The following is a 24,894-nucleotide window of genomic DNA, read 5'->3' as shown; positions in this document are numbered from 1 at the left end:
AGCCTCCTACAGCCCTAAAAACGCAGCCGCATTCTCACCGTATAATTTCCTACGTGTTCGCGCATCCATGTCAAGGACGTCTAGCCCACGCTTACTACGCACAGGGCGGACCCTTGGGGAATCAGATCCAAACATAATTTTGTTAGCCAAGTCGTGGTCAAGCCACCATCGACCAAAATCTTGTCGAAATATTTTTTCAAAAAACTCAGCGGGGCTACCCATACACATCAGCGCAGTATCTGCATAAAGGTTAGGTAGTTTTATTAGTAATGCTGCAGTTTCTTCCACCCACGGCCAGCCGAGATGCGAAAGACACATTTTAACCGTCGGGTGGGCAAGAGCGACTTCTTCAAAGTTAATTGGTTTACAGTAGTGAGAGACAGCATGTGCTTCGAGTGAAAGACCCGCCTGAAATATGACTGGCTTTCTGAGGTGTGCACATACTCGATAAAGCGGCTCAAGACGTGCATCACTGGGAAATATACGCAATTTTGCACAGTTGATGTATAACCCGCGCAGACTCAACCGCTCGAAAGCATCTTCTAATCTCTCCGCAGCATCCTCATAGCGAGGGTCAACCGCGGCAAAACCAATATAAAAATCATCATCTTCCGCATCAACGATTCGTTTTATTTCCTCATTCCCAATCGCTGTAAATCCACTGTCTGCACTTGTGTCCTCGCCGAGGAGCACTACATGATCAAGATCAGCTAGCTTATATTGCGCGCGCAGCAAATCAGGTGCTGTAGGGCTCATAAGGTGAAAATTCATTTCGTTACAACGCCGCTCAAAACGTTCTTTATCTGCGCAGATCAACGAAAATAGTGCTGGCCTCACATGCATGTCAATAACCATAGTTCCTCATTTCTAAAGATCTGAGCATATATGCGCGAGTTCATGCATACTTTTTTTGTTGTCATGGTAGAGGCGTAAAAAGATCGGGAAGAGCTGCTTATAAAGCGTATGGTTTCCCTCGTTCGGCTCAATAACTGTACCTTCAGGAATAATGTCTCGGATTGCCTCAAAGTTTCTAATCGCACCTATCCCTATAGCTGCCATAAGCGCATCACCATAGGCAGAGCACGCATGTGCATGCGGCATATGTACAGGAAGACCAATAACGTCAGCAATAATATGCATCCAAGTTATGTTTTTTGTCCCACCTCCGGCAACAATAACTTGACTGGTGGGTAATCCCATTTCTTCAAAGAGTTGTAGGTGTTGCAGCGTTGAATAGCCAACCGCTTCAAGCGCAGCGCGATTGCACTCGGCACGACCATGGCCCCCCTTGAGTCCAAAATACATGCCTAATGCATCAGGATCCTGCAAAGGACTTCTCTCACCATAGATATAAGGCAACATCATTAGACCGCGACTTCCCGCAGGTACCACCGCAGCTTCACGCTGCATTACGTCCCAAACACTTGGACCACCTGCCGCCTCAGCAGCAAGCTCTTTGCCATAAAACGTCTTGCGAACCCATTCCGTAAGTGTACCTGCAGCATTTGTACCATCACCGAGACTAAAAGTACCTGGCACCGTAAAGATTCTTCCGCCACGCAGCGTCCCAAGGTTTGTCTGGGAGACGAAGTTCATTGCTGGACGGTCAATACAGTAGTAGTAATACATTGTCGAGCCATACTGCACAAAGAGGGTTCCAGGAGTCACAAGGCCGCAGCTCACCCCCTCCGCAGCTGAATCGCCTGTGCCACAGATTACAGGCGTTCCTTCTACAAGCCCTGTTTCATCCGCAGCTCTAGCAGTAACTTTTCCTGCGATGTCTGTTGAGTTCATTGGAGTAGCAATTTGATCTAACCTGCAGTATCTACGACATTCATCAGCATCAATTTCGCCGCTCAACATTCGGTAAATAGGACGAAACGAACCTTCGGCAAGTGATCGATCTATAACATACTTTCCTGTTAGCCGCGCGCAAATAAATGAACTGCCTGTAAGAAATTTATAGGTTCGTGCATAGACGTCCGGCTCATGTCGTGCAATCCAGTAAATCTTGGTCGCTGTATCGCCAGAAGAAAGTTGGTGCCCAAAAAGTTCCTGTACTCGTTTAGAACCATATTCACTTGTCAGAAGTTCTTGCTCCTCTAAGGCTCGCGCATCAATACCATAAAGGATGGCTGGACGCAAAGGTTCGCAGTGTTCATCGACAGGTACGCAATCGGTACCAAGTGCCGAAAGCCCTATGCAAGCAATTTGAGCAGGGGCAATCTTCGCTCTATCTATAATCTCATGCGTAAGCCAGCAAAAGTCATGCCACCATACTTTCTTGGCATCATGTTCAAACCACCCAGGATGAGGGTTTTCCATACCGTGTGGACAGGAGACATCGGCGGCAACTTCGAAGCGTTTGTCAAGCAGGATTCCACGAGATGAATGAGTACCTATATCTATTCCTAGGTAGTAATCCGGAATCATTTTGCATCGCCTACCTGACACTATTGGCAGCACGTACAAACTCTTCGACTCTACGAATATCCACACGAGCGCGAGGTTTTCCGTCTTTCTTAAACGAACTGCCAACGCATACTCCATCGCAAATACGAAGTTTCTGGGCTATGTTGTCGACCCGAGCGCCTGTATTACAAAAAACAGGAATACCATTTGCTTGGGCAACTTCATGAACGAGGCGCAGATTAGCGTCATTGGGCTCCTTCCCTGCTCCTGACCCTGAAACACAAAGAGCGTCAGCAAATCCTCCACTCATAATTGATCTGGCAACATCTTGGATATCGCGGTTTACGAGATAGGTATCAGCTTCGGGATTAACCTTGAAGAAAAGTCTGACATCAGTTGCGCCGAGAGCCTTGCGATGTCGCACCGCCTCGCCATTATTTGAGACGTATAAGCCGTATTCACCCATGTATGCACCGGAAAAAGCGCTACGTGCAAAACTCGCTCCAGTTGCTGCTGCAAGGTCGATTGTTGCCAGGGGATTCTTGACAACATTGACACCGTATGGAACTCGAAGGTCTGACGTAAGACAGCCAATGATATAACCCATAGCTGATATCACAGCGATGTCAGGTATAGGCTGATAAGGCAAACTGAATTCATTGGCGATAAGAATACCATCTGCACCACCATCCTGTAATGCTTTAAGATCGTAGATTGCATGCTCTACAACCTTATCAATACTCCCGCCAAAGGCAGGATCTCCCGGAAGCTCATCAAGATGGAGCAGGGCAATAATGGGCTTCTCAGTACCAAAAACGTCTGTTGTCCACATGTGAACCCTCTTTCATCGTATAGTTGCTTTAATAATCAGGTACTATCACATTGATAATTTGTCTTGTAATAAAGGAAAATAATGTCTTATACGCTCGACAAGTCCTCCTCAATCCCTCTCTATATCCAGCTTGCGCACGCCCTCGAGAAAGATATACGCTCCGGGGTATATCCCCCAGGTTCCCGCCTGCCCACTGAGCACGAGCTGAGCAGCCGCCACAGGCTTAGCCGTGTTACAGTTCGCAAGGCACTTGAGCACGATTCATTAAGCCCACTTCTTGAACGCTATCCCGGAAAGGGAACCTACGTCGCAAGCAAGAAGCTTAGCCGCTCAATTTCGGGTGTTACAACCTTCAGCGAGATGTGTAAGCTTCAGGGCATGAAACCCGGCGCTCGAACGATTAAGCTTGAGCTCACAGATGCCACTCCTTACGACCAAGAACAACTCAGACTCAAGGATGGAGAACGCGTGTTATTGCTTGCACGCATCAGGTATGCCGATGGCGTACCCGTCTCACTTGAAACCTCACATTTCTCAGAGGATTATCTCTTTCTACTCAACGAGGATCTCACTGATGCTTCGCTCTATGCGGTACTTGCCTCACATGGAATTCACTACACCTCGTCTTCTAAATTGGTAAGTATCAAACTGGCTGATTATGCTGAATCTCGTTACCTTAATGTCGAAAAGGGACATCCCTTGCTCAAGCTCGATAGCGTCGTTTCCAATGATAGCGACCTCTATCGAAGTATTTCTCAGCAACTCTGTGTGGCTGATCGCTTTGCCCTTGCAGTCTAGTGACATGACATGTCAGTCTCGATTGGATCGAAAAACATATCGTCGCTCTCATTTAATTATTATTCGCCTGTATAATCCTTGTATTCATCGGTATTCTTTTTAAGCCACTCAATACATCCATCAATTGCAGCGTCAGGATCTTGAAAATAACGCCGATCCATTATCTCGAAACAGCACACGCCGTCATAGCCATTACGCTTAAGGTCTTTGTATATCTTCTCAAGGTTGTAATCACCATCGCCAGGAACAAGATGAGCGCGATCGACAAAGTGTACGTAGCCCATCTTTTTACCAAGAGCTTGAAAATAGTCTTCAATTGTTTCACCTGAGAAAACCATCTGGTCAGTATCAAGCATGCCTGTCAAATTGTCAGCATTTACTTCGGCAAGCATCTTTGCAACGTCGCTTGCATATACGAGAACCTGAGTAGTCGTATTTTTATTTTCCTCAAGAAATAAACAGATATTCTTGCGCTTAGCATACTCAGTAAGAAGCACCAAACTATCTTGGACGTGACTCCACGCCTCCTCTGCGGGAGCATCGAAGTAGCCAAACCCTGTAGAAATTTGAACATTTGGGCATCCAAGATATTGTGCCGTATCAATGACGCGCTGATAATAGCGTAATGATGACTCACGCGTCTCGCGATTTTGCGTGCCAAAGTTACATGGATAAGTACAATTCTCAGGTGTGATTGAGTATACGGAAAGTTTACGGCGACGCAATTCACGATCCAGCTCAATCAAATCTCCTAATGGATAGTCAAAGGCATTGAGCTGAGGGGCGCTCATATATAGGTCAAAAGAATCAAAAGGTGATTGTTCAAATTTGTCAAGCCATTTTTTTGTACTGTAGCGAAGATAGTGCAGTGTCATAGGAATAAACTTCATGACCATGCCCCCAAGGTAGATCTTAAGTAATTGATATACAAGTCAGTTGCCATATCAGGATTACGGTAGTAATCCCTACTGCAAAGCTCAGATGAAATCCAACCGTGATAATCACGGCGAATGAGTGCTTCGTAATACTTTTTCATGGGAAGATTTCCTGTGCCAGGTATTGTGTGATCACTATCGGAAAAATGAACAAATCCATAACGATTACCCAGGTTATCTATGTAGTCGTCAATAGTCTCACCCGCAAGCGCCATTTGATCGGTGTCGGAAAGACCCAGTAGATTATCTGCTCCTACATCTGCGATGAAACGAGCTAGCTCTTTGCTTGTTACGATTAAATTTGTAGTGGTGGTTTTACAAGTCTCAAGGAAGATATTTACTCCCTTGCGTCTTGCGTAGGTTGTAAGCTGTTGAAACGCTTTAACCTGCCTATCCCACCCTGCAGCTACATCATCATCAAAATAACTGGATCCCGGACAAACCTGAATATTTGGTGCATCCAAGAAAGCAGCTGTATCAATAAGTCGCTGGTAGTAGCGAACTGTTGACTCCCAAGTAACTGTATTCGAGGTTGCCAAGTTCACGGGATAAGCACAGTTTTCAGCAGTGAGAACATACGGAGTGAGATGGCGAGCTTTGATATCACGATCAAGCTGGATGAGATCTCCAAGCCGGTAGTCAAAAGGATTTAGTTGTGGAGCTACGCAGTAAAGGTCGAGTCCATCAAGCGGCAGCCGCTCCATCTTATCAAGGTAAGCGCGCAAAGGATAACGCAGATAATGGTAACTCATAAGCGTAAATTTCATGAGCGGCCCCTTTCAACGGGACCTTACAGCGCTAAGCCATAAGGTCCGAAAACCCGCTAAAGTATCACGGAACCAAGGAGGAAAGCTACGCCACAATCAACAAGTGCCATCACGATTGAAGGAAGCGTAAAACTCATAACTTTAGTGGTCCCGGCAGTATCAAAAGATGGTGCGGCAAGGGTTTCAGAAGCTGCAGGAATTAGGAAGTGAGACCCCACAAGTACCCATCCGGCGACAAGCATGGGTACACTGATACCAAGAGCAATGCCAAGTGGAATGACTATGGCAGTGGTGGAACCCTGTGAAGTGGTAATATTGGCAACAAGATAGCAAGCAATGATGAAAATCCAGGGATATTGATCGGTAAACTTAGAAATTACATCTGTAAGATAGGTCGCTTGGGCGCCGATAAAGATATTGACAACCCAGCATAAACCGATGACAACAACAGCTGCAAATACACCAGACTGGAACACCTGGGTTTTCATAATGTCCTCTGGTTTTGCATCCATCGTCAAGCAAATAACAGCCGCAGCCATAAGCATGAATATTTGAATAATGTCAGTCATGCCAAGGATAGTGCCATCGACAAGCATAGGACGAAGTGCAGGAATAGTACCGAGCAAAACAATAACAATCATTCCAGCAATGAATACACCTACGGACAGCTTTGCTCCCCTAGTAAAATGAGAGAAGTCAATTGCTTTCTCCTTGTTGCCTTTGGTCTCTTCATGCGCAAATTCACCTGCAGCAACACGGCGCCTGAATTCGGGATCATCAGCCAGCTCCCTACCTTTCCGGTACATAAAGATACCAGCTGCGACAGATCCGCAAAGAGTGGCAGGAATAATTACGAGCAAAAGGCTTATGAGATTGATGCTTGCGTATTCAGCAAGAAATCCAATGAGAGCAGCTGTCGCAGCAGAAAGCGGGGTTGCACAGATAGCATTTTGACTTGAAACAATGGAAGCTGCAATTGGCCGCTCTGGACGAACATCGTTTTCGATTGCGATTTCATTGATGATAGGCAGGAGACTCCAGATTATATGACCAGTGCCGCAGCAAAAAACAAAAACCCAAGAAACAAGAGGTGCAAAAATTGTAATCGACTTGGGATGCTTACGAAGGATCCTCTCAGCAAGTGCAACAAGATATTCAATACCGCCCGCCGCCTGCATTGCTCCACCGGCAAGTACGACACAAAGAATAATGCGTAGTACAACAAGAGGAGGATCAGCAATGGGAGCCTTAAAGATAAAGGTAAAAATAAAAACACCAATGCCTCCCGCAAGTGTTAGAAATACACCTCCAACTTTGATGCCCCAAAAAATAATGACTAGGAGCACTGCGAACTCAATCCAGAACATCATGATCGATCCTTTCTTCGTCCTGAAAATCTCCCGTCGTAGGCACGGTTAATATATATAAGATACATTTTTTGTATTGTATTGTTTTGTTAAAATATAATACATATCGGAAGTGGCTTATTTTTGTCGGTAAACGGCTCTTTTTAAACTTTTCTGTTTCTATCTTTCTTCTATTGTGTAGGATTTGGAAAAGTTAGTGACAAAGATTTGATGAGTTCAGTAATTGTTTTGTTATATTTTGATACATTCTTCTGCACGAAATACGCCAATAGTAACTACAAGGATTGTCTTCATCAATTTAAATCTCTTATTTAGTATGTGCTGCTAGACCTTTCTTGCCCCCGCACATTACGGCTCTTCTTATCTTGCTTCTTATAAGTTCCCTAAGGCTAGCTATATCCAAAGAGACACACTTAATCCCTTGGCTCCAACATCTTAGAACTCTCAGTATTAAGAGAGGTATCCTCTTCCACTACACATCATCCGTCCGACAACACTGCTGCTGCCATCCTGAAAAAGGTTCATAAAACCACCGTCGCAATCCAATTTGGTTCCTATTTCTTTTTCGACGTTAAATTTATCAGGCGTTTTGTAGAGCAAAAAGTGAAAAATGAACCCTTTTCGGACGTGATGATGAATTAGGAACCTTTTTTTCGGACGTGATAGCGAATGCGAATCATTTTTTGAGACCGCAATGAAAAAGAAGCCAATACGCATGAAGAACAGTGGAGGGTGACGTAGACATAGCGCTGTGCCAGCAGAAAACACAAAATTATGCGAACAATGAGCGGAGTCAGCTAACAATATAGACCGCCTAAAATGCAGGCCAGCTGACAAAATAACGGTGCAGCAAAACTAGTCGATATCGTCGAGAGTGTGTTCAAGCACATCGCCGGGCTGACAATCAAAGAAGTCGCAGATACCATCTAATGTGGTAAGACGCAGAGCACGAATATCTCCTGTTTTGATATGGGACATGTTGACACGCGAGATTCCTACTGCATCAGCGAGTTCTTGTACCGTACAGCCCTTTTTTCGCAACAGGTCATCTACATGAAGAATAATGGACATAGTTATACTACTCAGGCAGTTTCCAACATATACACTAATCTCCCTACACGGTATAGTCTGCTTCATCTTGTAATTCACATCCATAGGAGAATACCTTCGCAAGGATGGCAACAACTCCAGGTACCAAAAACGATGCAATACCAATCACAATAGCTGGCTGGGCTGCTTCTGAATAAAATAAGTCATTGAGGTCTGGCATCCCCCCATATCCCAGCGAAACAGTAAAAAGAGGAATATGTCCATGTATCAGCCTTCCGACCACTATTTGCACCAATATTTGAATGATCGGCAAAGCAAAAAGAAAGAGACTCATACGGTATAAGCTCTTTACGATACCTCTTGTAAAGGGAGTTCCATTATCAGTGATAGCCGAAAAAATATGAAAAAGCTCGCGTGAGATGCCAAACCACGGTGTCAAAAGGCAAATGCCTATCAAAAAATGAAATGCTAGTACTATAGAATTTTTACCTTGTGAAAACTCCACCAATAGCCAAAGAAAAGCCACTAAATAGGCAAGTATTGCTACGAGCCAAACCCGTGAAAAATAGTCAAGGAATTTTGTCCACTTAGGCCATTTGCCGTTGCTCTCAAAATAGCATTTACTTTCCGTCATTGAATCATCGCTAGTTTTTATCTGAATGCTCATGATGAAGCTTCTTTCTCCTTTGTAAGTTCTCATTCAAAAGAGTATTCATCTTCGCTGCGAAGCTTAGCTATGAGTCTAATGAAATTCGGAATAATTGTATCGTTTCTCATTACATATTCCGCTAATGGTCGATATTATCCTGCGAAAGTTAAATCACTACGCCTGCAAACTCATGCAGAAAAGTAAAGTTCGCATACGTGGAAAACCTTTCCCATAAAATACAATTTATTAAAGTAAGCACGAGAAGGAGATTGCCATGATTATCACCACAACACCCAGCATCGAGGGACATTGCATTAAAGAGTACAAGGGCCTTGTTTTTGGGGAGGTTATTGCAGGCATTAATTTTGCACGTGATTTTGCTGCAGGCTTCCGCAACTTTATTGGAGGTCGCGTTACAGGCTATGAAGAAGAACTTATTGAGGCACGTGAAACCGCTCTTGCCGAACTGAATGAGCGCGCCCTTGCAATGGGCGCCAATGCTGTTGTTGGCGCGCGCTATGACTATGAAGCTCTCGGCGAGGACGGCAGTATGCTCATGGTAACCGTCTCGGGCACAGCAGTGGTAACCGAATAGCTTTAGTTACTTGCCACAGCACTTTGATGTGGTACAACAAACCAGATATGCCGAGGGTATAACCTAGACGTCTATGCAGGTTGAATCCATCCGCGGCTACGGTCTACAGCACGATGCCATCCATCGACCAGCTGTTGCGCGTGCGCTGCATCCATCGCCGGATCAAAGCGATGACCCAAGCTCCATCGTTGTTTGATGTCATCAAGGCCATCCCACACGCCTGTGGCAAGCCCCGCTAAACAAGCAGCACCTAGTGCCGTTGTCTCAAGGATGCGTGGGCGCAGGGCCTGCTTGCCCAAAATATCAGACTGGAACTGCATGAGAAATGCATCGCGAGTAGCTCCTCCATCAACGCGGAGCGCAGTCAGCGGCGAGTCTGTATCAGCCTCCATCGCACGTACTAAGTCAGCAACCTGATACGCAATAGCCTCATCAGCTGCGCGAATGATATGGTCTGCAGTCGTACCACGCGTAATGCCGACTATTGTGCCGCGCGCATACATATCCCACCATGGCGCTCCAAGACCAGTAAAGGCTGGCACCAAATATACGCCGCCCGTGTCAGGCACGTTTGCAGCACGTTTGCCTGTATCGGAGCTGTTGCGAATAATGCCAAGGCCATCGCGCAGCCATTGAATCAATGACCCACCCACAAATACCGATCCTTCAAGCGCATAGCTTGTCTTGCCATCAATCTGGCAGGCAATAGTAGAAAGTAGACCATTTTCACTGGTTATAACCTTGTCACCTGTATTCATCAACAAAAAACAGCCGGTACCATAGGTGCACTTTGCATCACCTACATCAAAACAAGCTTGACCAAATAGCGCTGCCTGCTGGTCGCCAGCCATGCCTGCAACAGGAATTCGCTGACCCATGAAATCGGTGTAACCGTAAATTTCGCTGTTGGAACGCACCTCGGGCAGTAGCGCGCGCGGAATATCAAGGGCACGCAAAATTGCATCGTCCCAGTCAAGGCGGTGGATGTCATAGAGCATGGTACGACTGGCATTAGTCACATCAGTAATATGAGCCGCGCCGCCCGTAAGCTTCCAAACCAGCCAAGAATCAATAGTGCCAAAGGCAAGCTCACCACGCTCGGCGCGCGACTGAGCACCAGAAACATGGTCAAGGATCCAACGGATTTTGGTTGCAGAAAAATAGGCGTCAGGAAGCAGACCCGTTGTGGCGCGGATATGCGCTTTCATGCCTGGTTGGCACATTAATTCATCAACAATTCCCGCCGTGCGACGGCATTGCCAGACGATAGCATCGTAGATAGGTTCCCCGGTCGCGCGATCCCAAATAACGGTTGTCTCACGCTGATTGGTGATACCAACTGCAGCAATACAGGAGGGGTCAATACCCGACACCGCAACAGCTTCGTTCATCGTGCCAATCTGACTTGCCCAGATTTCACTGGGGTCATGCTCAACCCAGCCTTCTTCAGGAAAAAATTGCGTAAGCTCACGCTGTGCCACGCCAACTACCTGCTGATTTTGGTCAAAAACAATACTACGACTAGAAGTCGTTCCTTGATCTAGAGCAATGACGTAGCGCAAATCAGACATGACAGTCCCCTCGTGACAGGTGCTTAGTCAAATATGTATGGCGTATTTTCATTATAGAAAATACGCCATACGCTCGATCTTAGCTCCCATGCGAACGGTAGGGCCTAACTACTGTAAGCGCAATTTTTGGGTATAAAAAGCTATTTTTGATTACGTTTGCGACGACGGCCTACAACACCAATTACGATGAGCACCACACCAACAGCGCAAATCGTAGCACTCATTTGGATAAGTCCCCATACAGCATCGCCTGTCTGAGGTAGCTTTATGCCAAAGATGCTAAGACGTTTACCAGGTTTTTTAGGCTGCTCTACACCTTCGTAGGAATGGGTATAAACAATACTTTCGGGTTTCTCCCCTTTTTCGTCTTTAATCTCGACCCAGCCTACTCGTAGACCTGCATCCCCATCATTTTCGACAGCAACACGAATACGATACACATCGTTATCGACACTCAAAATGCCCTTGCCCTCAAAAGGCTCAGTTGTACAACGTATCTGATAGATATATACCCCTGTCTTTGGAAAGATTAGGACATCTGAGCCCGTCTGTGTGTCATCTACTGTCAAGGTAAATGTTTTGCTTTGATTGCCAGACAGTTCAAAGACGCAAGAAGAACCTGAACAATTGATAGGTAGCGGCGCATTCTCCTCCGCAATCAACTCATAGTTGAAAGCTAAGTCCAAATCTTCAGGCACATTTCCTTTTGTCGTAACACTTTGACGTATTGTTAACGGCTCGCTTGAACCATCGGCATATGCCTTTGTCGCGGGGGAAATCGCTAACATCGTCAGGCACAGGACAAATAGCTGCATAGCAAAAACAGAGCTGAGCGCTTTTTTCTTTACTCTGATTTTCATGACAGTTCATCCTCTCTTGTCTAACGGATCTTTTTATCTCGCTTACGTGTGGGAGCGCCTACGACCCACGCAAGTAGCAGAAATACCAAAAGTCCCAAGCCAATTTTTGCCCAGAGGGCAAGCCCCTTACCAACTGTTCCGCTCAAACTACGCTCTACGCTTTTTTCGATGTAAGAATTGTCAAACGTTCTATCCACAATCTTTGCGATAACAACATGACGATCATTGGTACCTGATCCGCAGGTAGACAACACAAGTATGTGATCATCACTACTTAGAGTTCCATCAGTCCAGTACTTTGCTGCTTTCTTGAGATAGGCGAGAAACTCTTCTGTAGCTGGAGAAACTCCTACCGTAGTGCTATAAACCACCTTGTCGTAAGCATCCACAAGCAAATAGGCGCATACTTCTACACCATGATTTTTGCCGCCAAAATAAATGTTTCCAAAACGATGCTTGTTAAAGTATGCAGCGTCTCCATACTTATCTAGGTCCCCAAACATAAGAGAATTTTCCATGTGGTGCCCAAAGATAATTGTACTTGGTGCAGAGAAATCCCGTTTGCAGCGAAAGTCCAAGAAAAGGGTACCTGATAGGGCAAACTTTCCCATAGGGTTGACATTAAGATACTCACTATTGTTTGTACCTTGGACAAGAGGATAATCGATCCCCGTCCCATATAAGGTCAACCACCCCAACACATCCGAATTTGCGGCGACCAACTCATCAAAACTTGGATCATCGTTTGATTTTGGACGATATGACTCGTATTGCTCGCTATCTGCCTGCGTTACCACTCGATTGTTGTCTAGTACCGCATATACTGTAAAACAAAGTACCAGCATCAAAACAGAGAGTACTACCCCATCGACCAACCAATTTGTAAGTCGAATGACACCGCGCGCCAGCCGACGGGGTAGCTGCTGATTCATTTACTGCTCAAGCTTCCTCTTTGCAGCACCATAGAGCACTACGCCAGCAATTGCCACGCTGCCCATCAAAATGAAGGGAAGATTGTTGAGCACAAGACCAGTAGGAGTCACGTCGTCGTACGTATTGGTCATCGTACCTTTATTTTCATTTTCACCAATAAGCAAATTAGCTTGTTCTTGAGAAGTCTGACCATTTGCAACCGCACTATATGACTGGGTATAACCATCTACTGCAGTTTCAGAAATAGTATAGGTGGTACCCTCAAGTATGCCCTGGAAGGTCACATCAGAAGCGTTGTGTGCCTTAAAGGTAAAGGTGCGTGTGGTACCACTTGCTGCCTGAGGGGTCACCTCGGCACCATTGGCAACCGCCGCGGTAATGTCATCGAGTACGGTAGCAGCATCTTTACCGTTAGGCAGAACGTCGGGTGCGGTAAAGGTGATGGTGAAGTCAAACATCTTGGTCTTATCGCCCTGATTGCCTGTGACCTTCTTATCAATTTTTAGGTCTACATTCTTAGCAGGATCATCATTGGTCTTCTTGGTGTATTTATTCACAAAAGGAATTGTGCCACCGCTTTCCTTATTGTCGTTCGTTACGCTTGTTGCTTCACCTTTCACGACCACTACAGACTCATATGTTGGGTTATCGCCGCCATTGCCCATTGAAACAATGAGCGTATATACCTGAGAGTCATAATCAACCGTACCTATACCGTTATAGGTATTTGGCGTCTCTTTAATCGTCCAAGCATATATACCTGCATGAGGAAAGGCAGCTTCGCCAGTCTTGCCATTTTTGCTAAAAACAATACTGGTAGAGCCATTATTATTTTCGGTGCTTGTAGCGTCAGTAAGTGTGATGTCATTAATGGTGACATCGGGACCATCCATATATGTCTTTTCATTACCGTGGCCAGTACTCAATGCAACTGGCGTAGCTTCAAACTTAAATGTGGCAGTTACTTTGGTGCCAGGATTAGAATTAAGTGTTTTTTCGACATTAGGAATATCAACAGCAGTAATTGCATGAGCGCTCACGGGGGTAAGCGATAAAGCAAGTAAGGCAGCAAGCGCGATACCTGCGATCTTTCTCTGTTCCTTCATTTTTATTCCCTTCCATGAAGCGCGACATCGCGCGTCCTACCCATCTATGTAAACGGTCCTCAAAAATTTCTTCTTCGAATGACCGTCATTACCTCGCCTTCAGTACCCGAGTCAATCTCGACCGGACCGTATAGCCTGCTATCCTTTGACTCAGGACGATTGTCACCCATTACAAAGACCTGTCCTTTATCTACCGTCACTGGGTAGCTAATACCTTTTGAAAATGGCAAGGTTTCGACGTAGATCCTTTTTTCACTCTGACGATAGCCATTAATTACCAAGCCATCTTCCGAAAAATCTACCACATCGCCTGCTACCGCAATAACCCGTCGCAGCTCTGTTTGTTGCCCATCATGTACCACCACTACATCTCCCGCTATATAGTCTTTCTGCAGGCGATAAAACACAACTAAATCGCCTTCACGTAGTGCCGGAGCCATACTTTCATCAGGAGCCTGTACGATACCAAAGAGAAACAAGAACACCATGGCAACAAAACCCACGACAAATGCCAACTTAAGAGCCAGTAAAATCAATTCAGCAACTAAAGATGGATTACTTTTTTCTTGCTTAACCATATCTGTGATGGGCTGACTGGTGGGGTCATGAGCTGCAATATGCTGGGGCATCACTCCTCCCGTTTCAAACCACGATAACGCGTAATAACAACGGATAGTATCGAGATTGCTCCTCCAAGTGCGATGACCTGTGGCAAAACTGAATTACCAGTTAGGCTTGTTAAGCCTGTCAGAGGTACGTCCATTTTCTCGTTTTTAAATGATACTGTTGTATCACCTAGAAGGGAAAATGTGGCTGTTGCACCCGTACCATCTTGTATAGATCCGTTATCAATGGTGTAGGTGATATTGTAACCATCTCCTGAAGTTTCCGTGATAACTATTTTATCCTTGGGCTGCAAAACTACACCAGCTGGCAGGACTTCTTTGATGTTTTTAGACTCACCATCTGCAAGGCTAATCTGCACAGCGTCAAGGATAGTTGTAGAGTCTCGTTTGATAGATAGATTGAAGTTAAACTTTTTTGTCTTATCTCCAAGCGTTCCTGTCACTTGCTTTTTGAGTGTGAGCGTAGGAATCTCACGATTGGTAATGGAAACCGGTGAATCAGGAGAACTCTGACGAATCTTAAAAGTATTAGTTGCAGCATTATATATATTGCATTCACTTAGATAATCAGCTGCACTCTTACCTGCTGGGTATCCCACTTCCTCTACTGTATAGATATCTTCAAGGCGGATATTGGTCATAACCTTACGCTCTCCAGCCTTGAGCTGATAAGTTTTGTCATATCCTCGATCACTAGTTATGCGAATGGAAAATACTTGGTCATCACTGTTTGTAACTTCATTGCCATTCTTATCATAAAGATGCTTTTCAATGATTAATAGAATGGGGTCCACCTTCGGAACAGGGAATACTTTCTCCTGTTCATCGCCTGCTGCATCAGTATATTTCACTGTTGCATTACCATTAGTTGAATAATTTCCATCCTCACCTTGAGCATTAAGTATGCCGTCATCGATCTCTACTCGATAATGTATCTCGGCATACTTGATATCTGACCCAGTAGTTATGGGCTTAGTCAACGTTCCAATATTCCAGTTAATCTTTCTCGTTGCAGTATCGTAGGTTGCTTCTCCTTGTGTCGCTTGAATATCACTTACGCTTCCAATAGGAATAACAAAGCCTGTGCCCATCGGATCAGAGACCGAAGCGTCTTTAACGGCACTATTTATCTTTCCTGCAATCGCTTGGAATATCTCCTGTAATTGATCAGGGGTTGCAACATACGCCTTATCAGGCGACGCTATATCGCTAAGGATTCTATCGCCTGTTGCACCGGCTTCCAGTGCAATGGTCCACATAACATAGCCATCATCCTTGGCAAAACCTGCTTCTGCAATAGTGCTATTACCATGGTTGTAATAATTCTTGCCCCATCCCATATAAGTATAAATACTATTGCCATTTCCCACTCTACGTGGATAAAGAAATGCATCTTCAGGGACTGCAGTACTTGTCTCATAGTGGTCACCAACCCGCTGCAGATAGTTTTGAGGCCTATCAATTCTGTAGCTAAATGTTGGCTCGCCGTCAGAGAGCAACACAATATGTTTGTAATCTGCGGAAGAATTGTCTAATAGCGCTTCTGCCTGCCTAATGCCGGCCTGTGTAAAAGTACCACCAGTAGCAGACAGATTATTAATAGCATATGTAAGACTACTAGTATTGTTAGTAAGTCCTTGATTAACCGAAACATCAGACGCATAAGATACAACAGCGATACGTGTATATTCACTAGGAAGCAAAGCCGCAATAAGATCACGAGCTGCTGCCTTAGCACTCGACATACGACCGTGGTCTCGCATACTACCAGAACGGTCAATAACTAAGACGATATCGCTTGTCTTGGGATTGTCTTTACCTTCAATACGAAGGGTTACATCCCAAGTATTAACCATCCCAGCAACTGGCTCAACTGATTTGAAGAGCATGGCATCGCCAGGATTTTCTGGATGATCTACTCCAATTACTGGGCCACTCGAAGTCGTCCCTTCTCTTGCTAGAGCAGATGTATAGCGAGAGAACATTTTAGGTATAATCGCGAGAGGATTTCCAAAATCAGTTTCTGGCAAAATATTCTCATCGATAGCAATCTGAGCTGCTTTCTCTGGCGCAGCAAGATGATCAGGGTTTTCCCCTATGGCATCTTCATGTGAAGTATTGTTCTGTGAAAGGGAATCTGTGTCATCACTAGTATCTTCTGCGGAAGTTTTGACATCTAGCTTAGACGCAACCGCAAAGGTTGAAAGTTGGTCAGTCTCGACAATAAGCTTATTTGCATTGGCTTCTTTAGTGGGTACTTTTTCAGTTTTATAACTACCATCGCTATTTTTACTTACACGCCAAACAAATGCGGCATCGTTTTTTAATCCCATTTGGGAGAAAGTAAGGGTAACAGAACTGCTAGGCTGAATTTTTTGTCCCTGGACATCGAGTAATGATACTTCAATTATTTTGAGACTACTTATATCTATCTCGTTGGCACCGATGCTATTTGCAATCGCCGTAAGCGATTCCTGCTCATCAAGATTACGTGCCTTAACGGTAGTACCCTCAGGCAATATATCTCTCGATCCCTCTATGATAATACTTATGCCATCATCCAGCACTGCGCTTAGAGTTACATTGGTATCATCTTGTTTGGCCCAAGCTAATGTATCTGCAGAATGTAGCGACCCAATAACCCAGCAAACAAAGATAAGGAAAAGGACGCCTAGGATTTGTACGATTCTGGTCTTTTTCACTTTGAGCACCACCTGAGAATTTAATATATAGTCTCTTTTTCGTACAGGCTTACTGCGACACGATCCGACACACTTGCACAAATCTCCTTATGTAAGTAAAGAAGTACTTTATAAAGAAGTACTTTAAGGCATTGAAAAAAAAAAACATGGCCGTTTTATTAAAAAAATGGCTATATTTTCTTCTATAATTTTTTGACCCTTATCAAAATATGAAATTACTACTAACTACTTAGCATTGCTCTAAGTTGACTGCGCTTAGTTACACCTAATTTATTGAATACAATCGATAAAACACGTTTGACTGTACCTAATGAAACACCCATATAAGATGCAATGTCTGCATTCTTCCAACCGCGTGATGCTAGTGTGGCAATAGACCACTCAACGGCACTAAGTCCAAATTCAGGTACGTTTACCATATACATTTTCATGAGCTTTTTTCTTACAGTGTAATAACGTGAAGATGCGTCAACTATTTGGCGATATTCATCAGGGTATGTATCACGCATACACACCTCTACCAGACCAGATAACATGCTATGATATATCGACGGAATCGAAATTAATCTATCAGGTAATATCAGCTCAACGGTACGTTCAAATTCACGGCGAGCATCATTTACTTTATGTAAGCAAATGTACTCAATCGCAGCAAGCATATGTAAGTATGCCTCAGCAATAGGATATTCTTGTTCCGCCAAAGCAAGGAACGAGTCCACAATACCTAATGCATATTCATAGCGCTGCTCGACATGCGCTGCATAAGCCGCGCAATAGCCTGAATACATCTGAAATGGTATTGGCAAGCTACAAAGCGCACGAAGCGGTTGAAAACTACGAACTCCTAGTAAATCAAGGTGTGTAGTAATTTGCGCGGACTGCGCCACAAATGCATACATTTTGCCAAAATGCGTGGAAACATCGTAGCTGCCATTTACCTTATACTGCGCAGCACCACGCTCAATATCGAGAAAGACAGTATGTGACTCTGCTATTTTGTTGTCAAAAAGTAAAGAAAAAGCATGAAAATATTGGGCACAAAGCCTTACTGATGGGTCAGAGGATTGTGTAAGCATTTGAAGCTCTAGCATTGTCGGCTTCTCAAAGCCGCGCAAAAAATTAAGTTCTGACTCTGCAATACAATGACATTCGTGATGTCCTTCAAGCAAATACTGCTCAACGGTTTCCTCGCAATGCCCAGGTTCAAATGCTGTACCCAGTAAAGGAAATATACATGCCTTATCCATGATATTTCTCTAGCACTACATTGACCGCGTCGCAACAACATCGACACCCGTGTTGCAGACATTGGCAAGCACCACATCGCCCATATGAACTGGAGAGCAAACCTCTGCTTCACGGAGTGCTGCAACAATATCTTTCATGCACTCTTTGGGCACCTCAGCTGAAGTTTTCACGGGTAACGTAGGATGAGCCGCATGGGCAATCGCAACCGTTGAAGTCACAATACGTACCGGATGTTGCAGTTCCTGCGGGCCATAGACGGCACCACGTTTACAACCGTTACCAGTAACGGCATATCCATTTTCCTCGTCAACTTGCAGGTGACAACCCTGAGGGCAGCACGTGCAGATTACTTCTGTCATGACTGGTCACCCCTTGCTTTGGTTAATATAACGGCGCGATGAGATCCATGTAATACATTTGTCATAACTATTCACCTATTTCCCGAGCTGAAAGTTTTAGGGTTCCTGCGGTGAATGCGACAAGATCTGCTGTACGCAGCTTAACATGTTCCATCTCTCCTGGTACCATACGCTGACGACGGAATGTCTTTATTTCGGTAGTTTCACTATGCAAATATACCTGACTGCGACCCATCGGCTTGTGTACGCGGAAGGACAGATCTACTGTTTGTCCTTCCCTGACACGGATGCGCTGCGGCAAAACATATGAGATACCATCGCCAGGCACAAGATCCACCACAGGCGCTATTACATCCTCATCGTTTGCCTCTTGCACAAAGTGAGCTGCTGCTATCCCAGCAAGCTCTGCTTCTTGGCTAACAAAGTCAACAAGATCATGCACCTGAACAACATTTCCACAAGCAAAAATACCTGGCACCTGGGTTTGCATGTCCTCAAATACGATGGCACCACGCGTGCGGGGGTCTAGCGGAATATTCGCTTGGCGCGTAAGCTCATTTTCGGGAAGCAAACCGACGGAAAGTAAGACCGTATCCACATCGAAGGTCTGCTCGGTACCTGCCACTGGTTTGTTATCGGGACCAACCTCTGCGACAACAACTTGTTCAACACGGTTGTGACCACGAATATCTACGATGGTATGTGCAAGCAGCAGCGGAATACCAAAATCGTCCAAGCACTGCACAATATTGCGTGATAAACCCCCTGAATAGGGCATGAGCTCAACAACCGCTGCAACATGTGCACCTTCAAGACTCATACGTCGCGCCATAATCAGACCTATATCCCCTGAGCCTAAAATAATTGCTCGCTTGCCAACAAGAAAGCCCTCCATATTGATATAGCGTTGAGCAGTACCAGCAGTATAAATACCCGCGGGGCGTGTGCCAGGAATGCCTATAGCTCCACGAGTACGTTCACGGCAGCCCATTGCAAGGATAATTGCCTGAGTGGCAAGAACACGATAACCCTCAGCCTGAGAGATAAGATGAACGTGATGGAGGGGTTTTTCTCCCGCATCCAAAGTAGGTATAGCCGCGGGCTCAACTGAGAGAACCATTGTGTCGAGGGCAACTTCAACGCCCGTTTCTGACACCATATTCTCGTAACGCTCGGCATATTCAGGACCAGTCAGCTGGTCACCAAAGCGATGTAGGCCAAAACCGTTGTGAATGCATTGATTGAGGATGCCACCCAGCTCGCGATCTCTCTCGACGATAAGCACGCGACGCAATCCTGCTTGCCATGCAGCATTTGCAGCAGCAAGACCGGCAGGGCCGCCGCCAACAACAATCAGCTCATAGGGAGTATTGTGCTGTATGTTTGTCTGTGTTTGCATGGCCATCACTCCCCTCCCTTTGCCAAAGAATCCAAGACATACGAGCCGTCCTCGTCTTGCAAAACCTCCAATGGACTCATGCCCAATTCTCGGCAGATGAGCTCAAGAATGCGCGGCCCGCAGAAGCCTCCTTGGCAGCGACCCATGCCCGTACCAGCACGACGTTTAACACCATCAATCGTTGTGGCTGGAATTTCCTCGTGAAGGGCTTGGATGATTTCTGCCTCGGTTACCGTTTCGCAACGGCAAATTATGCGGCCATAAGCGGGATCCTGGGCAACTAGCCGCGCGCGCTCATCAGGCGTATGCTCAACAAAACGAATATGAGTGCGGCCATCTTGATAGTCTTGTTTTTTTGCACCACGGATACCGCAATCGGCTAGCCAGTCACTTGCAACTTCGGCAACTGCGGGAGCGCAACTAAGACCAGGGCTTTTCATACCTGCAAGGTCAAACCAGCCTGGGACATCAGGGGCTTCCCCAATGATAAAGTCGCCAGAATCAACATTGGCACGAATGCCTGCAAAGTTGCGGATGTTATCGCGGAGATTGAGCTTTGGTATGGAAAGCAGGGCTTGCTGTGCAACAAAGTCCTGACCTGCCGCTGTGCAGGCGGTATTGTCTGCTTGGTCGTCGGGCAGAGGCTCTGCATCAGGACCAACTATTACGTTGCCGTGTACCGTAGGCGCCACCAGCACACCTTTGCCGCGCTCGTTGGGACACTGGAAGACAACATGGCGAACAATGCCTGCCGAGCTGTGATCCAGCAGGTGGTACTGGCCACGCGTTGGCGTAATGTGAAAGCTTGGGGTCGCAATAAGATTATGAACCTGACCAGCTGCAACACCAGCGGCATTAATAACGGTGCGAGCGCTGACAATACCTTGGGGCACAGTAAGCTCAAACGTACCAGCAGACGTACGTGTGGCGGCGGTCACCTGAGCACGAAGGCGCAGTTCAGCACCATTGCGCACAGCAACTTCTGCCATAGCAAGGGCAAACTCCCACGGATTGACAATGGCGGCAGTAGGGGCCCAAAGAGCACCGACCACTGCATCGGATAACTCAGGCTCTAGCTCATGTGCGCGCGCCGCATCCACTAGCTCAATACCTGGCACACCATTGGCGAGACCGCGCTGATAGAGAGCCTCGAGAGTGGGAAGATCTGCTTCACTAAATGCAACAACAAGGCTGCCACATTGCTTGTAGCCAACATCAAGACGCTGACAAATATCACGCGCAAGCCTTACGCCACGAACATTCAACTTACCCATCCATGTATCAGGGGCGGGATCATAACCTGCATGTAGGATGGCACTATTAGCTTTTGTTGTACCTGCTGCGACGTCGTTTTTTGCTTCCAAAATTACAACGCTTTGGTCGTAGTGCGACAACTCATATGCACATGCGGCGCCAATAACACCGCAGCCAATGATGGCGACGTCGTACATAGCTCCCCCTCACGGATTTTCGAGATGGCAAAAGCATCCCCAACGCTCTTGGTCAATTTCCCATCATACGTGGGCAGCAGCGCGCTTTTGCTGGGTTTTGCCTATACATTCCGTCAGCGGTGCTTACTCCTCATCTGGATGCCGCGTTTCCTCAACCGCCCACCTTCTCCCCTGCGTACAAGAAAAGCCCCGCCTCCCAAAGGAAGACAGGGCTGAAACTTGCTTGCTAGACGCGAGGTCTGCTCTGCTTAGAGCTTGATCTCGATGTCGACGCCTGCGGGAAGGTCGAGACGCATCAGCGAATCAACCGTAGACGCACCAGGATCGACGATGTCGATCAGACGCTTGTGGGTGAGCATCTCAAACTGCTCACGGCTGTCCTTGTCCTTGTGCGGCGAACGAATGACGGTGTAGAGATTGCGCTCGGTAGGCAGGGGGATAGGGCCTGCAACCTTTGCGCCGGTCTTCTGAGCGGTCTCGACAATAAGCTTGGCGGACTGGTCGACGACCTCGTGATCGTAGCCCTTGAGGCGGATCCTAATCTTCTGGCTTGACACTTTTGGTACCTCCATCGGTGAGCTTTATGCTCGGTCGTTGACTTAAGAAGCGGTGCCGCCGTTCTTGGCGATGATTTCGTCCTTGATGCTCTTGGGGACGGGCTCATAGCTGTCGAACTGCATGGTGTAACTTGCTCGGCCCTGCGTCTGAGAACGCAGGTCGGTAGCATAACCAAACATCTCGCCCAGAGGCACCTTGGCACGAATGACCTTGACATTGCTGCGGTCTTCCATGCCCTCAATCTTGCCGCGGCGGGAAGAGAGGTTACCCATGACGTCGCCCATGTACTGCTCGGGGGTTTCGACGTCAACGCGCTCAACGGGCTCGAGCAAAACAGGATCGGACTGCTGCAAGGCCTTCTTAATAGCCATAGAGCCAGCAATCTTGAAGGCTGCCTCAGAGGAGTCGACCTCGTGGTAGGAACCGTCAACCAAGGTAACCTTGATGTCCTGAACAGGGTAGCCAGCGATTACGCCGCTCTCCAGAGCTTCCTGGATGCCCTTGTCAACAGAGGGGATGTACTCCTTGGGGATAGAGCCACCGACAGTAGCGTCGATAAACTCGTAACCCTTACCCTCCTCGTTGGGCTCCATATCGATGATGGCGTCACCGTACTGACCACGACCACCGGACTGGCGGACAAACTTACCCTGGATATGCTTGACTTCATGTCCTGCAGTCTCACGATAAGCAACCTGGGGCTTACCAACGTTGCAGTCGACCTTGAACTCACGACGGAGACGGTCAACAATGATCTCGAGGTGCAGCTCACCCATACCGGCAATGATGGTCTGACCGGTCTCATGGTCGGTGTGAACCTGGAAGGTCGGGTCCTCTTCGGCCAGCTTTTGCAGGCCAACGCCCATCTTCTCCTGCTCGGCCTTGCTCTTGGGCTCAACGGCAACGTCGATAACAGGCTTTGCAAACTCAATGGACTCAAGCACGATGGGGTGCTTCTCGTCGCAGAGAGTGTCACCGGTGGTGGTGTTCTTGAAGCCAACGCATGCAACGATGTCGCCAGCAGAGCACTCCTCGCGGTCAACACGGTCGTTTGCATTCATCTCAAGGATGCGACCCAAACGCTCACGGCTGTCCTTGTTGACGTTGTAGACATAGCTACCTGCATCGGCACGACCAGAGTACACGCGGAAGTAGGTCAGCTTGCCGACGTAAGGGTCGGTCATAATCTTGAACGCCAGAGCTGCAAAGGGCTCCTTGAAATCAGCTTTGCGCTGCTCGACCTCGCCAGTCTTGGGGTTGGTGCCCTCAGTCGCAGCGATATCAAGCGGGCTGGGCAGGTAGTCGACAACAGCGTCGAGCAGCTCCTGAATACCCTTGTTTTTGTAAGCAGAGCCAACAAAAACAAGGTTCAAGTCATTTGCCAAGATACCCTTACGCAGAGCAGCCTTGAGCATGTCAACGTCGATGTCCTCTTCCATGAGGACTGCTTCCATAAGCTCGTCGGAGTAGTTGGAAGCGGCATCAAGCAGCTCTTCGCGCTTCTCATTTGCCAGCTCGACAAACTCCTCGGGGATGGCATCCATAACCTCAGGATAAATCATGCCCTTGGCATCTTCCTTGAAGTCCCATGCCTCCATGGTGACCAGGTCGATGATGCCCCAGAAGTTGGACTCAGAACCCATAGGAATCTGAGCTGCAACTGCATTAGCGCCCAAGCGCTCCTTCATGGTATCGATAGCATGGAAGAAGTCGGCACCCACGCGGTCAAACTTATTGATGAAAGCAATGCGGGGAACGCCGTAGTTGGAAGCCTGACGCCAAACGGTCTCGGACTGAGGCTGAACGCCTGCGACAGCGTCAAAGACAGCAACAGCACCGTCGAGAACACGCAGAGAACGCTCGACCTCGGCAGTAAAGTCAACGTGACCTGGGGTGTCGATGATCTGGATGACGTGATCTTTCCAGAAGCACGTAGTTGCAGCGGAGGTAATGGTTACGCCACGCTCCTGCTCCTGCGCCATCCAGTCCATGGTTGCAGCACCCTCGTGGACCTCGCCAATCTTGTGGGTCTTGCCCGTGTAGTACAAAATACGCTCGGTAGTGGTGGTCTTACCTGCGTCGATGTGCGCCATGATGCCGATGTTGCGCAACTGCTCGAGGCTATATTTGCTTTTAGCCATAAAAATGCTCCTCAGTATCTTCTCGACGCGGATTAGAAGCGATAGTGCGAGAAGGCGCGGTTAGCCTCTGCCATCTTGAAGAGGTCCTCGCGACGCTTAACGGAAGCGCCAACGCCATTGGAGGCATCGATAATTTCGGAGGCTAGGCGCTCTGCCATGGTCTTCTCCTTGCGAGCACGGCTGAAATTGACCATCCAGCGGATAGCAAGGGTGGTTGCGCGGCGGGAGTTAACCTCCATAGGCACCTGATAGGTAGCGCCACCAACACGCTTGGGCTTAACCTCAAGGGTCGGGCGAATGTTGTCCATAGCCTTCTTGAAGACTGCAAGGGCATCCTCGCCGGTCTTCTCCTGGACCAGATTAAATGCACCATAGACGATGCGCTCAGCAGTGGCCTTCTTGCCATCAAGAAGAACCTTGTTGATCAGCTGAGTAACGAGACGGTTGTTGTAAACGGCGTCAGGCTGAACCTCACGACGAATAGCTGCTGCACGACGCGGCATGTGAATCTCCTAAGCGACGAAACGAATGCTAA

The 24,894-nt window shown here is 47.0% G+C and carries 23 protein-coding genes; 2 read left to right on the top strand and 21 right to left on the bottom strand.

What is annotated here, in order from left to right; genetic code table 11:
* Nucleotides 1-6: 6 nt before the first annotated feature.
* Genes ACO5JD_RS06405 through ACO5JD_RS06395 form a run of 3 tightly spaced genes read right to left on the bottom strand, consistent with a single transcriptional unit; the run spans nt 7 to nt 3,244 of the window.
* A complete protein-coding gene (locus tag ACO5JD_RS06405) occupies nt 7-855 on the bottom strand; it encodes an amidohydrolase family protein (RefSeq protein WP_484988533.1) in 849 nt (282 codons plus the stop codon).
* Nucleotides 856-867: 12 nt separating this feature from the next.
* Entirely contained in the window at nt 868-2,433 is a 1,566-nt protein-coding gene (locus ACO5JD_RS06400) for an FGGY-family carbohydrate kinase (protein ID WP_484988531.1), read from the bottom strand.
* Nucleotides 2,434-2,443: 10 nt separating this feature from the next.
* Nucleotides 2,444-3,244 carry a BtpA/SgcQ family protein gene (locus ACO5JD_RS06395; RefSeq protein ID WP_484988529.1) on the bottom strand — a complete coding sequence of 267 codons (801 nt, stop codon included), beginning with the start codon at nt 3,242-3,244 and terminating at the stop codon, nt 2,444-2,446.
* Nucleotides 3,245-3,325: 81 nt separating this feature from the next.
* Between ACO5JD_RS06395 and ACO5JD_RS06390 the strand changes: the two genes are divergently transcribed.
* Nucleotides 3,326-4,042 (top strand): GntR family transcriptional regulator, encoded by a 717-nt coding sequence (locus ACO5JD_RS06390; RefSeq protein WP_484988527.1) that lies wholly within the window; start codon nt 3,326-3,328, stop codon nt 4,040-4,042.
* Between the two features lie 59 nt (nt 4,043-4,101).
* On the opposite strand, the gene ACO5JD_RS06385 is transcribed toward ACO5JD_RS06390, so the two are convergent.
* The 5 genes from ACO5JD_RS06385 to ACO5JD_RS06365 all read right to left on the bottom strand — a co-directional run bounded on the left by ACO5JD_RS06385 (nt 4,102) and on the right by ACO5JD_RS06365 (nt 8,828).
* Nucleotides 4,102-4,932, bottom strand: coding sequence for a sugar phosphate isomerase/epimerase family protein (locus tag ACO5JD_RS06385; protein WP_484988525.1), 831 nt, complete (start codon nt 4,930-4,932; stop codon nt 4,102-4,104).
* The gene (locus ACO5JD_RS06380) at nt 4,929-5,744 is read right to left on the bottom strand and encodes a sugar phosphate isomerase/epimerase family protein (protein ID WP_484988523.1); all 816 of its coding nucleotides are present in this window, start codon (nt 5,742-5,744) and stop codon (nt 4,929-4,931) included. The genes ACO5JD_RS06385 and ACO5JD_RS06380 overlap by 4 nt, the downstream gene beginning before the upstream one ends.
* Nucleotides 5,745-5,800: 56 nt before the next feature.
* Nucleotides 5,801-7,114, bottom strand: a complete 1,314-nt coding sequence (locus ACO5JD_RS06375) for an anaerobic C4-dicarboxylate transporter family protein (RefSeq protein ID WP_484988521.1) — start codon at nt 7,112-7,114, stop codon at nt 5,801-5,803.
* 852 nt (nt 7,115-7,966) lie between these two features.
* Nucleotides 7,967-8,182 carry a helix-turn-helix domain-containing protein gene (locus tag ACO5JD_RS06370; RefSeq protein WP_484988519.1) on the bottom strand — a complete coding sequence of 72 codons (216 nt, stop codon included), beginning with the start codon at nt 8,180-8,182 and terminating at the stop codon, nt 7,967-7,969.
* Between the two features lie 43 nt (nt 8,183-8,225).
* On the bottom strand, nt 8,226-8,828 hold the full coding sequence (locus tag ACO5JD_RS06365) for a hypothetical protein (RefSeq protein ID WP_484988517.1): 603 nt from the start codon (nt 8,826-8,828) through the stop codon (nt 8,226-8,228).
* 256 nt (nt 8,829-9,084) lie between these two features.
* Here ACO5JD_RS06365 and ACO5JD_RS06360 point away from each other — a divergent pair, with 256 nt between their 5' ends.
* The gene (locus ACO5JD_RS06360; RefSeq protein ID WP_484988515.1) at nt 9,085-9,405 is read left to right on the top strand and encodes a heavy metal-binding domain-containing protein; all 321 of its coding nucleotides are present in this window, start codon (nt 9,085-9,087) and stop codon (nt 9,403-9,405) included.
* A 71-nt stretch (nt 9,406-9,476) separates the two neighbouring features.
* Here the strand turns inward: ACO5JD_RS06360 and glpK are convergent, their stop codons facing one another.
* The 13 genes from glpK to rpsG form a co-directional block, all read right to left on the bottom strand.
* A complete protein-coding gene (gene glpK / locus ACO5JD_RS06355) occupies nt 9,477-10,976 on the bottom strand; it encodes a glycerol kinase GlpK (protein ID WP_484988513.1) in 1,500 nt (499 codons plus the stop codon).
* 140 nt (nt 10,977-11,116) lie between these two features.
* Nucleotides 11,117-11,836: an LPXTG cell wall anchor domain-containing protein gene (locus ACO5JD_RS06350; protein ID WP_484988511.1), complete on the bottom strand. Its 720-nt coding sequence runs from the start codon at nt 11,834-11,836 to the stop codon at nt 11,117-11,119.
* Between the two features lie 20 nt (nt 11,837-11,856).
* Complete coding sequence (gene srtB, locus ACO5JD_RS06345) at nt 11,857-12,768, bottom strand: class B sortase (protein WP_484988509.1); 912 nt, start codon at nt 12,766-12,768, stop codon at nt 11,857-11,859.
* On the bottom strand, nt 12,769-13,875 hold the full coding sequence (locus ACO5JD_RS06340) for a DUF7601 domain-containing protein (RefSeq protein ID WP_484988507.1): 1,107 nt from the start codon (nt 13,873-13,875) through the stop codon (nt 12,769-12,771).
* 59 nt (nt 13,876-13,934) lie between these two features.
* On the bottom strand, nt 13,935-14,504 hold the full coding sequence (gene lepB, locus ACO5JD_RS06335; protein WP_484988505.1) for a signal peptidase I: 570 nt from the start codon (nt 14,502-14,504) through the stop codon (nt 13,935-13,937).
* Nucleotides 14,504-17,203, bottom strand: a complete 2,700-nt coding sequence (locus tag ACO5JD_RS06330) for a vWA domain-containing protein (RefSeq protein WP_484988503.1) — start codon at nt 17,201-17,203, stop codon at nt 14,504-14,506. The genes lepB and ACO5JD_RS06330 overlap by 1 nt, the downstream gene beginning before the upstream one ends.
* A 221-nt stretch (nt 17,204-17,424) precedes the next feature.
* A complete protein-coding gene (locus ACO5JD_RS06325) occupies nt 17,425-18,450 on the bottom strand; it encodes a helix-turn-helix domain-containing protein (protein WP_484988501.1) in 1,026 nt (341 codons plus the stop codon).
* Between the two features lie 15 nt (nt 18,451-18,465).
* Entirely contained in the window at nt 18,466-18,810 is a 345-nt protein-coding gene (locus tag ACO5JD_RS06320) for a DUF1667 domain-containing protein (protein ID WP_484988499.1), read from the bottom strand.
* 67 nt (nt 18,811-18,877) lie between these two features.
* Nucleotides 18,878-20,215, bottom strand: coding sequence for an NAD(P)/FAD-dependent oxidoreductase (locus tag ACO5JD_RS06315; protein ID WP_484988497.1), 1,338 nt, complete (start codon nt 20,213-20,215; stop codon nt 18,878-18,880).
* Nucleotides 20,215-21,660, bottom strand: coding sequence for an NAD(P)/FAD-dependent oxidoreductase (locus tag ACO5JD_RS06310; RefSeq protein WP_484988495.1), 1,446 nt, complete (start codon nt 21,658-21,660; stop codon nt 20,215-20,217). The genes ACO5JD_RS06315 and ACO5JD_RS06310 overlap by 1 nt, the downstream gene beginning before the upstream one ends.
* A gap of 248 nt (nt 21,661-21,908) precedes the next feature.
* Nucleotides 21,909-22,217: a 30S ribosomal protein S10 gene (gene rpsJ, locus ACO5JD_RS06305; RefSeq protein ID WP_021734654.1), complete on the bottom strand. Its 309-nt coding sequence runs from the start codon at nt 22,215-22,217 to the stop codon at nt 21,909-21,911.
* A gap of 42 nt (nt 22,218-22,259) precedes the next feature.
* Nucleotides 22,260-24,359: an elongation factor G gene (gene fusA, locus ACO5JD_RS06300; RefSeq protein WP_484988493.1), complete on the bottom strand. Its 2,100-nt coding sequence runs from the start codon at nt 24,357-24,359 to the stop codon at nt 22,260-22,262.
* 32 nt (nt 24,360-24,391) lie between these two features.
* Nucleotides 24,392-24,862 carry a 30S ribosomal protein S7 gene (gene rpsG / locus ACO5JD_RS06295; RefSeq protein ID WP_021626909.1) on the bottom strand — a complete coding sequence of 157 codons (471 nt, stop codon included), beginning with the start codon at nt 24,860-24,862 and terminating at the stop codon, nt 24,392-24,394.
* Nucleotides 24,863-24,894: the final 32 nt, after the last annotated feature.

It is taken from the genome of Olegusella sp. (genome assembly GCF_057238325.1).
Note: the sequence above shows the minus strand (reverse complement) of the source record. Positions and strands in the feature narration are given on the sequence as shown.

Bases quoted from the DNA above. Each gene is read 5' to 3' on its own strand.
- ACO5JD_RS06390 (WP_484988527.1), top strand. From the start codon at position 3,326: ATGTCTTATACGCTCGACAAGTCCTCCTCAATCCCTCTCTATATCCAG.
- lepB (WP_484988505.1), bottom strand. From the start codon at position 14,504: ATGCCCCAGCATATTGCAGCTCATGACCCCACCAGTCAGCCCATCACA.
- ACO5JD_RS06365 (WP_484988517.1), bottom strand. From the start codon at position 8,828: ATGAGCATTCAGATAAAAACTAGCGATGATTCAATGACGGAAAGTAAA.
- ACO5JD_RS06405 (WP_484988533.1), bottom strand. From the start codon at position 855: ATGGTTATTGACATGCATGTGAGGCCAGCACTATTTTCGTTGATCTGC.
- ACO5JD_RS06310 (WP_484988495.1), bottom strand. From the start codon at position 21,660: ATGTACGACGTCGCCATCATTGGCTGCGGTGTTATTGGCGCCGCATGT.
- rpsG (WP_021626909.1), bottom strand. From the start codon at position 24,862: ATGCCGCGTCGTGCAGCAGCTATTCGTCGTGAGGTTCAGCCTGACGCC.
- ACO5JD_RS06360 (WP_484988515.1), top strand. From the start codon at position 9,085: ATGATTATCACCACAACACCCAGCATCGAGGGACATTGCATTAAAGAG.
- ACO5JD_RS06385 (WP_484988525.1), bottom strand. From the start codon at position 4,932: ATGAAGTTTATTCCTATGACACTGCACTATCTTCGCTACAGTACAAAA.
- ACO5JD_RS06320 (WP_484988499.1), bottom strand. From the start codon at position 18,810: ATGACAGAAGTAATCTGCACGTGCTGCCCTCAGGGTTGTCACCTGCAA.
- ACO5JD_RS06375 (WP_484988521.1), bottom strand. From the start codon at position 7,114: ATGATGTTCTGGATTGAGTTCGCAGTGCTCCTAGTCATTATTTTTTGG.
- ACO5JD_RS06350 (WP_484988511.1), bottom strand. From the start codon at position 11,836: ATGAAAATCAGAGTAAAGAAAAAAGCGCTCAGCTCTGTTTTTGCTATG.
- ACO5JD_RS06325 (WP_484988501.1), bottom strand. From the start codon at position 18,450: ATGGATAAGGCATGTATATTTCCTTTACTGGGTACAGCATTTGAACCT.
- glpK (WP_484988513.1), bottom strand. From the start codon at position 10,976: ATGTCTGATTTGCGCTACGTCATTGCTCTAGATCAAGGAACGACTTCT.
- ACO5JD_RS06395 (WP_484988529.1), bottom strand. From the start codon at position 3,244: ATGTGGACAACAGACGTTTTTGGTACTGAGAAGCCCATTATTGCCCTG.
- ACO5JD_RS06380 (WP_484988523.1), bottom strand. From the start codon at position 5,744: ATGAAATTTACGCTTATGAGTTACCATTATCTGCGTTATCCTTTGCGC.
- fusA (WP_484988493.1), bottom strand. From the start codon at position 24,359: ATGGCTAAAAGCAAATATAGCCTCGAGCAGTTGCGCAACATCGGCATC.
- ACO5JD_RS06370 (WP_484988519.1), bottom strand. From the start codon at position 8,182: ATGTCCATTATTCTTCATGTAGATGACCTGTTGCGAAAAAAGGGCTGT.
- ACO5JD_RS06315 (WP_484988497.1), bottom strand. From the start codon at position 20,215: ATGGCCATGCAAACACAGACAAACATACAGCACAATACTCCCTATGAG.
- srtB (WP_484988509.1), bottom strand. From the start codon at position 12,768: ATGAATCAGCAGCTACCCCGTCGGCTGGCGCGCGGTGTCATTCGACTT.
- ACO5JD_RS06340 (WP_484988507.1), bottom strand. From the start codon at position 13,875: ATGAAGGAACAGAGAAAGATCGCAGGTATCGCGCTTGCTGCCTTACTT.
- ACO5JD_RS06400 (WP_484988531.1), bottom strand. From the start codon at position 2,433: ATGATTCCGGATTACTACCTAGGAATAGATATAGGTACTCATTCATCT.